This window comes from Candidatus Fukatsuia anoeciicola (genome assembly GCF_964059965.1).
GTDB classification, from domain to species: domain Bacteria; phylum Pseudomonadota; class Gammaproteobacteria; order Enterobacterales; family Enterobacteriaceae; genus Fukatsuia; species Fukatsuia anoeciicola.
Map to the genome: position 1 here is coordinate 962,059 of NZ_OZ060923.1, position 13,718 is coordinate 975,776.

At 25.7% G+C, this 13,718-nt stretch carries 4 protein-coding genes, 1 tRNA gene and 1 pseudogene; 5 read left to right on the plus strand and 1 reads right to left on the minus strand.

Translation table 11 applies throughout. From position 1 onward, the window contains the following. Positions 1-93: 93 nt before the first annotated feature. The 3 genes from AB4W73_RS03055 to recD all read left to right on the plus strand — a co-directional run bounded on the left by AB4W73_RS03055 (position 94) and on the right by recD (position 6,108). Complete coding sequence (locus AB4W73_RS03055; RefSeq protein ID WP_367680371.1) at positions 94-420, plus strand: BolA/IbaG family iron-sulfur metabolism protein; 327 nt, start codon at positions 94-96, stop codon at positions 418-420. Between the two features lie 119 nt (positions 421-539). Further along, positions 540-4,067: an exodeoxyribonuclease V subunit beta gene (gene recB / locus AB4W73_RS03060; RefSeq protein WP_367680372.1), complete on the plus strand. Its 3,528-nt coding sequence runs from the start codon at positions 540-542 to the stop codon at positions 4,065-4,067. Between the two features lie 10 nt (positions 4,068-4,077). After that, positions 4,078-6,108: an exodeoxyribonuclease V subunit alpha gene (gene recD / locus AB4W73_RS03065; RefSeq protein WP_367680373.1), complete on the plus strand. Its 2,031-nt coding sequence runs from the start codon at positions 4,078-4,080 to the stop codon at positions 6,106-6,108. 4,400 nt (positions 6,109-10,508) lie between these two features. Here recD and AB4W73_RS03070 read toward each other — a convergent pair. Then, a tRNA-Arg gene (locus tag AB4W73_RS03070) sits at positions 10,509-10,585 on the minus strand. Between the two features lie 212 nt (positions 10,586-10,797). Between AB4W73_RS03070 and folD the strand changes: the two are divergent. Together folD and pepP are read left to right on the plus strand one after the other, a co-directional pair. Next, a pseudogene (gene folD / locus AB4W73_RS03075) lies at positions 10,798-11,631 on the plus strand (bifunctional methylenetetrahydrofolate dehydrogenase/methenyltetrahydrofolate cyclohydrolase FolD); the annotation flags it as partial. 51 nt (positions 11,632-11,682) lie between these two features. Continuing rightward, positions 11,683-13,002, plus strand: a complete 1,320-nt coding sequence (pepP, locus tag AB4W73_RS03080; protein ID WP_367680771.1) for a Xaa-Pro aminopeptidase — start codon at positions 11,683-11,685, stop codon at positions 13,000-13,002. Positions 13,003-13,718: the final 716 nt, after the last annotated feature.

Consider the following 13,718-nt stretch of genomic DNA (forward strand, 5'->3'; position numbering starts at 1 on the left):
AAATTTTTTTATAGATTTTTTATATTAGATAAATAACCTTAGATAAGATTATACTATGTAGTATGTATTTTAAATGTTTAAAGGAGATTAGTAATGCATTCTATTACTAGCCGTATTGAAAAAAAGTTAAAGGAAAATTTTAAACCTATTTACCTAAAAGTTATTAACGAAAGTTTCCGTCATAATGTACCAGCAGAAACTGAAACTCATTTTAAAGTTATAATTATCAGTGATAAATTTTCTAATCAAATTCTTATTTCCCGTCATCGTGAAATTTATAATTTATTGGCACAAGAATTTAAAGAAGGGTTACATGCATTAGTTTTACATGCTCATACTCAGAAAGAATGGAAAAATTTACAATATAATATCATAAATTCTTCTTCTTGTCACAATGATAAAAACTATCTTAACTTATAGAAATAGTAAATAATGTTTAAAATAAAAAATTAATATGAATTTTATATAATTACAGAGAATAATAATATTAGTGCTACAATTTACTTTTTATATTAAAATTAAAAATAATATTTTTAACCATGACACCACAACAACTTAAACCTTTAATTCTTCCGCTTTTTGGTGAACGTTTGATTGAGGCTTCTGCAGGAACAGGTAAAACTTTTACTATTGGAATATTATATTTACGCTTATTACTTGGATTAGGTAAAGACGCAGCTTATTCTCGTTGCTTAACCGTAGAAGAAATCCTTGTTGTTACCTTTACTAAAGCTGCAACTAAAGAATTAAAAGATAGAATTCGTGGTAATATTCATCGTTTATGGATAGCTTGTATACGTGGTTTTAGTGATGATGTTATAGAACAGACGTTATTGAGTGAAATTATTGATCTAACTAACGCAGCAGCACAATTATTAGCTGCAGAACGTCAAATGGATGAAGCAGCTATTTATACTATTCATAGTTTTTGTCAACGTATGCTAGCAACTAATGCATTTGAGTCTGGCGTATTATTTGAATATACTTTAATTTATGATGAGTTACCACTACGTCAGCAAGCTTGTACTGATTTTTGGCGACGTCATTGTTATCCATTATCCTTATCTGAAGCAAAAGCAGTTAGTAAAGAATGGAGTAATCCAGAAAAATTATTTAAAGATTTGTCTGCTTATTTAGAGGGTGAAGTACCACAGTTTCTTAAAGTACCCTGCGATAATGAAACTATTAGTTCTCGTCATCAAAAAATAATAACACAAATAAATAAATTAAAAACTCATTGGCTACAAAAAGCTAATAAACTAGAAGCATTAATCTATAATTCAGCTATTAATAAGCGGAGTTATAATAGTAAATATCTACCTCACTGGTTAGCTATAGTAACGCAATGGGCAAAACAAAAAACTGATGATTATAGCCTACCAAAAGAATTAAATAAATTTCGTCAATCAATTTTATATAAAAAATGTCAAAAAGATCCTGTACCCCAGGATACATTATTTTTAGCCATTGATTGCTTGCTTAAACAACCACTAACGTTACGGGACCTTATTATGGCAAAAGCTATAAATGAGATCCGTACTTCTATACAACAGGAAAAACAACAGCATAGTTTATTAGGTTTCGATGATTTATTAAACCGTTTAGATATTGCATTGCAACAAAAAGGAGGTGAGTTACTAGCTAAAACAATTCGTGATCGTTATCCAATTGCAATCATTGATGAGTTTCAAGATACTAACCCACAACAATATCGAATTTTTCAGCGTATTTATGCTGCCCAAGCAAACTGTGGGTTGCTACTAATTGGTGACCCTAAGCAAGCTATTTATGGTTTTCGTGGTGCGGATATTTTTACTTATATTCATGCTCGTTCTAAAATAGACGCGCATTATACTTTATTAACTAATTGGCGTTCTTCGAATCGTATAGTACAATCTATTAATAAATTATTTAATCAGATTAAAACACCATTTTTATTTAAACAAATTCCATTTACAAATGTAACTGCAACAACAATTAATAATAAATTAACTTTCCAGATTGATGGTAAAGTACAACCTGCATTGCAATTCTGGCTACAACCAGGAGAAAGTGTAAACTTATATCAATATCAACAACTAATGGCACAGAAGTGCGCAACACAAATACGTGATTGGTTAACTGCTAGTCAATTTGGGAGAGCAAATTTAGTTACTAGACAAGGAATGCGCCCATTAAAAGCATCAGATATCACTATTTTAGTACGCAGTCATTCTGAAGCTACTTTAATTAGAAATACACTAGCAACATTAGCAATCTCTTCAATTTATTTATCTAACCAAGAGAGTATATTTAATACACAAGAAGCTAAAGATCTTTTTTGGTTATTACAGGCAGTACTACTGCCTGAACAAGAATCTATTTTACGTTGTGCAATGGCAACTAGCTTATTAGGATTAAATGCACAACAATTGGATAATTTAAACCACGATGAAAATGCTTGGGATGCATTAGTTAATGAATTTGATAGTTATCGCCAATACTGGCAGCAACATGGTATTCTACCTATGTTACGTAAAATTATTATTAAACGTCATTTAGCAGAAAATTTATTAGTTAGTAAGGGTGGAGAGCGTCGCTTAACTAATTTGCTTCATTTAAGTGAATTATTACAGGAAACAGCAGTAAAACTTGATAGTAATCATGCTGTGATACGTTGGTTGGCACAACAAATTACGCAACCTAAATACCAATCTGAAAATCAACAATTACGGTTGGAAAATACGCGTCCTCAAGTCCAAATTATTACTATCCATAAATCAAAAGGATTAGAATATTCTTTAGTTTGGTTGCCTTTCATTAGCAGTTTTCACCAACAATCAACAAATCTTTATCACGATCAGCAAAATTTTAATGCTATTCTAGATTTACATGCTAGTAATAAGAGCCAAAAACTAGCGCAAAAAGAACGATTATCAGAAGATTTGCGTTTACTTTATGTTGCGTTAACTCGTGCAATTTATCATTGTAGCATTGGGATTGCACCGTTAATAAAAGGTAATCAAAAAAAACATGGAAATAGTGATTTACATAAAACGGCATTAGGTTATTTAGTTCAAGGTGGAGAGGCTGGTAATGCTCGTTTTCTCGCAAAAAAACTTGCTACATTACAAGGAGAAAATATTAATGTATCACAAATTAGTATATTAGATAAACATATATGGCAACCACAAAAAATCACAATACCTCCCTTAGCAGCAAAATGCTTTACGCGTAAGTTACAAGATTATTGGCGAGTAACAAGTTATTCAGGATTACAACAACAAGACACATTAAAACTTAAACCAACTTCAAAGATAGAAATACCAAAGTTTGATAGTAATACTGATAGTAAACAAGTCTCATTAACAATAATAAATCTAACTCCTCATAATTTTCCGCGCGGTATAATACCGGGAATATTTTTACATTCTTTACTTGAAGAACTTAATTTTAGTCAATCAATTGAAATGAAATGGTTGACTGAACGATCATTGCAACAGGGATTTGATAACGTTTGGTTGCCAGTATTATATCAATGGTTAAATGATATTGCGCATGTACCACTTAATAAAACTAAGGTGACATTAGCAGGATTAGCATCAACAAGTAAACAGACAGAACTACAATTTTATTTACCAATAGAAAAAATACTTCAAGCTGGAGAGTTAGATGGTTTAATAAAATATTATGATTCTTTATCAGCTATGTGTCCTGTCTTAAATTTTGAACAAGTACAGGGAATGCTAAAAGGTTTTATTGACCTAGTATTTTGTTGGCAAGACAAATTCTATTTGCTAGATTATAAATCTAACTGGTTAGGAAATGATAATCAAGCTTATAATTATGATGTAATGGTACAAGCAATGATTAAGCATCGTTATGATATACAATATCAGCTTTATACCTTAGCATTACACCGTTATTTACGCCATCGTCTAATAAATTATAATTATCAATGTCATTTTGGTGGAGTTATCTATCTTTTTTTACGTGGTATTAATCAGCACTATTCAGGTAATGGTATTTTTACCTGTCGTCCCCAACTAGAGTTAATTGAAGGCTTAGATTGCCTATTTAGCAGATAAAAAATATATTATGATGAAACTATTAACAGAGGCTGTTCGTGAACGGTTTTTACGCCCAATAGATTTACAATTTGCTCGTATGATTGCTCCTGATAATTATCCTTTATGTAATTTATTTCGTAATATTCAGCAGTTAGTAGAAATTAAAGCGCAAAATACAATACAGGAGCAGCACTATAGTATTAACTTTGCACGAGCTTTACTACAACTAACAGCTGCTTATTTAAGTGCTAAAATAGGGGATGGGCATATTTGTTTACTAATAACAGATTTACAACCTCAATATTTATTTAATGGTTGTCAATCAGATTTAGTTAAATTATTATGGAAAACTGTTGGGAAACCAAGCACACAACAGTGGCAAGAAATATTACAAAATTCATTTTCTGTAAGTAATGGCTCGCAACCAACACCCTTAGTTTTACAACATAATCGTCTTTATTTACAAAGAATGTGGCAGAATGAAGGCGATATTATACATTTTATTATGAATAATAACACTAATTATGAAAAAATTAATGAAATCCTATTAAAAAATATTTTAAAGCAACTTTTTGGTACTAATAGTAATAAAATTGATTGGCAAAAAGTAGCAGCGGCCGCGACGTTAACACGGAAAATATCAATTATTTCTGGTGGACCAGGAACAGGTAAAACTACTACTATAGCAAAATTACTAACTGCTTTAGTACGTTTATATAAGGGGCGACAGCGAGTACGTATTAAATTGGCAGCCCCAACTGGTAAGGCTGCTGCGCATTTAACCGAATCTCTTAGTAAAGCGTGGCAACAATTAGAACTTAATGAAAATGAACAAAAATTATTACCCGATCAGGCCTTTACATTACATAGTTTATTAGGAATTCAGCCTAATCGTCAGCAGTTACTTTACCATAGTAATAATTTATTAGATCTTGATGTTCTTGTAGTAGATGAAGCTTCAATGATTGATTTACCTATAATGGCGAAACTCATTGCTGCACTACCTGTTCATGCACGAGTAATTTTTCTTGGTGATAGAAATCAACTTGCTTCAGTAGATGCAGGAGCAGTCTTTGGTGATATTTGTCATTTTATTGAATCAGGTTATAGTATTTTTCGATCTAAACAGTTAGCTAGAGTAACTGGCTATTCATTAGAACAGTTAAAGCATCCTTATTATATAAATAAAAGTAAAACACTAACTACAGGATTAACTGAAATAAGTGATAGCTTATGTTTGTTAAGTAAAAGTTACCGTTTTAATAAGAAATCAGGTATTGGACGACTTGCTAAAGCAGTTAATATTGGTGCATATTTTGAAGCTTTATCAGTACTAAACGGAAATTATACTGATGTAAAACGCTTTGTATTAACTAATACAGTAGATTATCAACAATTATTGCAGATAAGTATTGCTAATTATCAACCATATCTTAAATTAGTCGCACAAAATGCTAATGCAGCTGAAATATTAACTACTTTTAATTATTACCAAGTACTTTGTGCATTACGTACTGGACCATTTGGTGTTAAAGGTTTAAATTCACTAATTGAACAGGCGTTACAGCGTAATAGTTTAATACAATGCACACAAAGTTTATTTGGCCAATGGTATGCAGGTCGCCCAGTAATGATTGAGCGTAATGATAATACATTATCGTTATCTAATGGTGATGTTGGTATTGCTTTATATAATACTTATGGTTATTTACGAGTTTACTTTCAATTACCAAATGGTACGATTAAATCGATACAACCAAATCGCTTACCAAGCCACGTAACTGCATATGCAATGACTATACATAAATCTCAAGGTTCAGAGTTTAAACATACCGTATTAGTATTACCTGATTATTTTTCACCTATAATAACTCGTGAATTACTTTATACTGGCATCACTCGTGCTCGTCAACAGCTAACATTATATGTCTCTGATAAAGTATTGAATTATGCTATTAACACACCAACTCTCAGGCGCAGTGGTTTAGTTGATCGACTCTGCCTTGCTACATTAACTAAGCTAAATAGTGATATACCACTTGATATTAAATTACTGTAAGTTTAGAAAATTCTTAGAACGTAATAATTATCTATTAATAACAATATTTATAGCAAGCGTAACTTTTATAAACTATTCTGTTTTTGTTTTTTATAGTAATAGGTATCTAGTATCTACGTCCTTAGTGATCCTACCTAGGATAAGTTTGCATTATTTTATTGTTTGACTACTAAAATTTATTATTGTTTTTTAATAGGATAGATAGTTTCTTTTCTACTAATTTATTACATATACTTAGTATATATTCATATTTTTATATATATTACTAAAATAATAGATTTATATTAGTTTCACTATACTATCTACGAATTTAGTCACTATTTTACCATATTTATATTATCCTAATGCTGATATTTATAATTTTTCTATAACTTTATTAATTACCTTAACATAGAACTCTTAACAATAATAATAATTTAACTAATACAAAGTATTTTCTGTTTAAATTACTAAGCGATCTAAAGGAAAACTATAGAAATAGCATAAGTATTTTATTTTATTATATTTATTATCATTTTATAATATTTCTATTCTTATAAGTTTTTAACTTTTTAAAAAACTAATTTCTCATCATTAGATAACTATTTAATATCTTTCTATTAAATATTAGAAAATTAATATCATTAGGTATATATTTAATATATAAAAATATAATAAATAAAGTATACTAATATTACTAGTATTTTATCAAAATATATTAATAATTATTAAAAAGTAACTGGTAAAGTTATTTAATTACTACTGTCAATTAAATTTAAACAATATATAACTAATTAACTTACAACAAGTAAATGGCAATGTTTATATTTTAATTAGATTAAACATAAACCTAACCCAGAAGAGTAAAAGTTATCTAATATATTTAACAATAGCATCCTAATAACGTCCAAATTTTATTAACAAAGAGTAGTATTTTCTAATAAAGGATATTATTTTAAGATAATTATATAATTATAACTAAAAATATGATTTATTATATCTAGTCTATATAAACTTCTAATAGTATTTTATACTATAAATTTATTAAACTTTTCAATAGTAATTTCAATAGTTTATTAGATTTTAATAGTAGTGCTAATTTCTTTATAAGTAAAAATTTTTAGATTATAATAATAGAATTAATGCTACCATGCATAACTATAAACTTAAAAATTATTATCTCAAAATAGTCACATAAATAGACTAAAAATTATTCTTATATAATTTTTATTAAAACTGATTTTATGTTATATTTAGCTATCTAATTCTTTTATAATATAGCAATTCTAATCTATTATAAAATAAATAGTTTTAAAATTATTTAAACTTGAATATAATATATTTATAATTAATGATCTAGAAATTATACTTCCTTTATTATTATTAATTTTACATATTATAAAAATGTAAGTTTTTATTTTCTTATTAGTTTTTTACTTATAAATTAAGCAGTCAATAGGCATTAATTATCTTTAAATTTTACTATAATAGATTAAATAAATTAATGTCAATTATAATACTGTAGTTATTAATAAAGTATTTATAATAAAAGAGTTCTATCTTCTTACTCTATTGTTTTAATATAGTAGTATTTCACAATTAATAAATAAAGTAATCTATGATAAATTTATAATAAGGATAGCTTCCATAATTTTTAAAGCAAAAAATATTGACTATTTAATTAGTAAATTATAATATTATAAGATATCTACAATAGACCTATTTTAGCAACACTAAACTAAAATATCTTATATTACTAGTTTGTAGAAACATTTTGCAAAAAGATTTTTTATATATAAATTATTCCTATCTTATTAGTATTTTACTATCTTTTTACCATTATTAATTATGGAATAAAGCTTATATTTTAGTAAGATCATCACTATATTTATTTTTCTAATTTATCTAATAAGTTTATTTTATATAATAAAAACTTATAGATTACTAGATTCTACTATTATTTCTCTATTAGGTAATTAAATTTTACATAGTTTACTATAAAAACTAATATAATAAATACTTTAACCGATATATTTTATGTATATAGACCTAAGTATATCTCGTTATTAAATCTAATTTATATATCTTATACTTTATTACCTTATTAGATTTTTGTTACTTAAGTATAAAATCTTTACTATAAGTAATATAAAATTATAAGTGTTCAAAGTTAATTTTTTATAGTAGCTTATAGAATAAGATATTCTAATGTTCTTTATTACACTAGTCATAAAATTAACAATAAGTATTTTATCTACTTAATTAAGAATTAATTATATTAGAAGTATTAGTTTTCATTGCCTAGAAAAAATTATATTAATAAATTGTTAATTATTTTATATAATACTACTTTAGACGCTCTTTTTATATAGAAACTCTAATAAGTATATTATTACTAGATATATTATGATGTTACTAAATTAAATCTATTTTAAATTAACTAAATAGTTATCATTATTTTCTATATAAAAATCTATTTTTTATTATATAATATATAATTTAACTTAAATAATATTTAAATACTACTAATATAAAAATATTAAGTAACAGAAAATTTCTAAATATATATCTAAAATTACTTAACTAGAATAAATTAAAATAAAGAACTATATTATATAATATAATTAATATGATAGATCATTATAGGCACCTAATCAAAGAAAAAATAGAGATGAGGTTATTATACCTCTGGTTAACTAGCAATTCTGTTTGAAAAGTATCAGTAAATATATTATGGTGGTAAATATTACTAGTTATTATTTTTAATAACTTATATCGATAAATTACAAGTGCCATCAAACATTTATTTTTGTGTAAAAACAGATAAAACTGATTAAGACCATATTTTTTAGTTATTACTAATCCATAAAATAGCAAATAGTAGATATGTTCTGTTTATCTAATATAATAATTTTATAAATAGTTGCTAATTTATAATTAAACAAGAAGCTCAATTGCTGATTAAAAATATTTAGTAATAGTTAATAATAGTAATAATATAAATAGTTAAAATAATAATACTACAGACGATATAGAGATTGATTATTTGCTGATAATACATATTACTAACTATTTATCTAGCATAATTTATTTTCTATAGGCAATATCCTTATAGCTAAAAATAAATATATCTAATATTTTACTAAGTAATCATTTATTTATCCTTTTTTATTATATAGATAATAAAATTTTATTTTTACATTAATGTTTTAATTTTGATAATTGTGAATAATTTACTTGTTTTACTAGTAACTATCTATCTTTACATTATAGTATTTTATAAGGACAAAAAACTTATCATAATTAGAAAATAATAGATAATAGATAATAAATGTTTAAATAAATATATGATGTTAAATATAAATATTAATAACAATAATTATTATAATAATATTAATTATGTAGATAAATTACTAATAATTACTATATTATATTAAAAATAATAGAAAAATATAATAATATTATTTTAAATTATTCTTTTATAAAGAGATAATATTATTATAATATAATATAGTCATACACTATTACTTTTAATAATAATAAAAATAAGTACTGTTCTATAGTATAGGAAATAGTACTTACTATATATTGCGACTCACTTTAATAAAAATTAGATTATAATTAATACGCTAGCTTCATATCATATTAGTAATATAACTAGATAAAATATTTATATATTGAAAATAAATATCATCCTTCTATTATTAATAATTAATCTATATCAAATATATTATAAAATAATTTAAAACACGTATCGTATATTTATAATTTTAAAAATTAAGTAAGTAATAAATATTAATACATAATTAATCTATCTTATTAGTAGTATTAGATGTTTGCTGAAGTTAAAATTATTACCTATATCATACTGCTTTTAATACATATACTAATATCTATTTATCCCTCTTTTTTATAAATATCCTAACTCTTACTATTCAAATTAATCAAAGAAGATATTAATAATAATAAAATAAAGAGTTTATTTAATGGAATATTATTCCATTACGCAGATAGCTTATTTAGATAATACCTATAAAGCTTAATTTAAATATATATTACTATTATTTTATCAAGAATTACTGTAGTAATATTTAATTATTCTAAAGTAATTAATAACAAAAAATAAGATAAGTAATTAGTATCATCAATATACATTGAATTATATATATTCATTATTGATTACTTATAATTTTATTGTTAAATTATTTAAATACTATTTAACTCTATCTAAACGAAAATTAATAACTACCTATTTAAAATTTTACTATAATCTATTTGTACTTTAAGACTAGCATAAAAGCATATTTATTAAATATAAATTTTTTATTAAATAATTAAAAATAGGAGGGTTTAAAAATAATAATACCTATTATAGTACTTATAAAAAATCAATAAAAAATTTAATAAATATATTAAAAAATTGGTGCGCCCTACAGGATTTGAACCTGTAACCTACGGCTTAGAAGGCCGTTGCTCTATCCAACTGAGCTAAGAGCGCTTATAATATTGATTATAATTAAAATAAATTCTAATAATTAACTATAGATTAAAATTATCCAGACAACTGCTATCAAGTCAATAGCTTTTTGTTTCATAATTTATTTTCTGTATATTTTATCATAAATTAATTATCGTTTTAAACCTAACAGTCTAGCTAGCTTTTAACAAAATAGTCTATTTATATTTTTTAATTGATGGATTCTTTAAATGATGTCAGCAAAAATTATTAATGGTAAATTTATCGCCCAAGAAATAAAAAATGAAGTTGCTGTAGCAGTAAAAAAACGTGTAGCCCAAGGTAAACGTATTCCTGGCCTTGCGGTAGTATTAGTTGGTACAAATCCAGCGTCACAAATTTATGTAGATAATAAAAATATAGCTTGTAAAGAAGTTGGTTTTATTTCTTTTCCTTATTATTTACCTGAAATGACTACTGAAATTGAATTATTACACTTAATTAATAAATTAAATCAAAATAATCAAGTTGATGGCATCTTAGTTCAGCTACCTTTGCCTGTTAATATTAACAATATTAAAGTTCTAGAATATATTCATCCTAATAAAGATATTGATGGTTTCCATCCGTATAATATTGGTCGACTATGTCAACGCATACCTATACTACGCCCTTGTACACCTCGTGGTATTATTACTTTATTAGCAAAAAGTGGAATTAAGATTCAAGGTTTAAACGCTGTGATAGTTGGTGCTTCAAATATTGTTGGCCGACCTATGAGTTTAGAGCTTTTACTTGCCGGTTGTACTACTACCGTTACTCATAAATTCACGATTAATCTACGTCAATATATTGAAAATGCTGATTTATTAATTGTTGCTGTTGGTAAACCTCATTTTATTCCTGGCGAGTGGATTAAACCTGGAGCCATCGTAGTTGATGTTGGCATTAATCGTCTTAAAAATAACAAGATAGTTGGTGATATTGAATTTAATAGTGCAGAACAGCGAGCAGGTTGGATCACACCTGTGCCAGGTGGGGTTGGACCAATGACAGTTGCCACTTTAATGCAAAATACTCTACAAGCTTGTGAAAATAGTGAATTACTATACCAAGAGGATAAAATTCAAAAAGAGGTAATAATTAAACAAAAATACCAGCAACGCCGTAAAATATTATTAGCAAAAATGGCAATAAATAGTATGGCTATTATTTTTTCTGCACCAGAGGTAGCATATAATATAAATTATAATTCCCCTTATCATCAAGATAGTAATTTCTACTATTTAACTGGTTTTGTTGAACCAGAAGCTGTATTAGTTTTAGTAAAAAAGAGTAAAATTAATACTAAATGTATATTATTTAACCGAAAACATAATTCTATTGCTAAAATTTGGTCTGGACAACGTTTAGGACAAATAGCAGCACCCAAGAAATTAGGTATTGATCGGGCATTACCATTTGATAAAATTAATGAGCAATTATACTTATTACTTAATGAAATAAACATAATTTATCACGCACAAGATCAATATGTTTATGCTGATCATATATTATCTACTGTATTAAAGCGATTGCATCTTGATTTAAGTAAAGATTTACATGTGCCTATAACATTAATTGATTGGCGTCCGTGGTTATATGAAATGCGATTATTTAAGTCTTCAGAAGAAATTACACTAATACGTCGTGCTTGCGAAATAAGTGCACATGCCCATACTCGGGCGATAAAAATGTGCCGTCCAGGACTGTTTGAATATCAACTTGAGGGTGAAATTCATCATGAATTTATCCAGCATGGTGCTCGCCACTCTGCTTATCCTACTATCGTTGGTAGTGGTAATAATAGTTGTATTTTACATTATACTGAAAATAAATCTAAATTACGTGATGGTGATTTAGTGTTGATTGATGCTGGTTGTAAATATCAAGGGTATGCTGCTGATATTACTCGTACCTTTCCGGTTAATGGTAAATTTAGCCCACCACAACGAACAATTTATAACATAGTATTAGCATTAATTAACAAAGCATTGCAATTATTAAAACCAGGTATTAGCATCTATGATGTGCATCAAGAAGTAATAAAATTCATGATTAACCAATTGTTAAATTTAGGTATTTTGCAAGGAAATGTTGAAGAATTATTAGTAAAACAAGCTTACCAATCATTTTTCATGCATAATTTAAGTCATTGGTTAGGTATAGATGTTCATGATATGGGTAATTGTTTTCATCCAGAAAAAAATCAGATCCTAGAGGTTGGTATGGTATTGGCGGTAGAACCTGGTTTATATATTGCTCCTAATGCTCAAGTTCCAGTAAAATACCGCGGTATCGGTATTCGTATTGAAGATAATATTTTAATTACTGAAAATGGTAATGAAAACTTAACAGCTAGCGTAGTAAAAGAAATAGATGCTATTGAAGCATTAATGGCAGTACAAATTAATCGATAAGTATTGCTATTAGCGTAAATATGATGATATTATATTAGTAGTTTTATTGTTAATTATTAGTAAATTTTTTTTAATATTATTAGTGAAAACTTTACTATTAAATATTGTACAATATCTAAGCTTTAATATACAGGCTATTGTATTAATAAAAGATATATCTAATATAAATTAGTTTAAATACTTAATTAATACTAACCAACTATGTAGTAGTAATCTCTTAAATTTAGATCAGTAACAGTGGTTATATTAAATCTATTAATATATAGTCTAAAATTATTTTTTAATACTAGGATTATTTAATTAAATTATATAATAAAATATCTATTTATTTTACTAGAAACAAGTATAAGTTATTATATTAATTGCATTATACAATAAGAGTTATAAATATTATTATTACTGTTATTAATACTTACTTACGGCTAGCAAATAATAACCTTATTAGCTAATTAATAAGATTATTAATAAATAATAATTATTACTAATAGTATAATAGTGAAAAATCTAGTTAGATATACCTTTAAGTATTTTACTATTATAATTTATTAGTATTATTATTAATGGTACAGTTGTACCAATCACTAGTTTAATATCATTTACAAAATTAATTATAATTTTATAGATGATATAATATAAGTTTTATTATAGTTATAGCAGGCTTTTAGTTAGTAATTAGGTAAAATTCTACAAATAAGTAAGTAACATGGTACTAGTTA

Bases quoted from the DNA above. Each gene is read 5' to 3' on its own strand.
- AB4W73_RS03055 (WP_367680371.1), top strand. From the start codon at position 94: ATGCATTCTATTACTAGCCGTATTGAAAAAAAGTTAAAGGAAAATTTT.
- recB (WP_367680372.1), top strand. From the start codon at position 540: ATGACACCACAACAACTTAAACCTTTAATTCTTCCGCTTTTTGGTGAA.
- recD (WP_367680373.1), top strand. From the start codon at position 4,078: ATGATGAAACTATTAACAGAGGCTGTTCGTGAACGGTTTTTACGCCCA.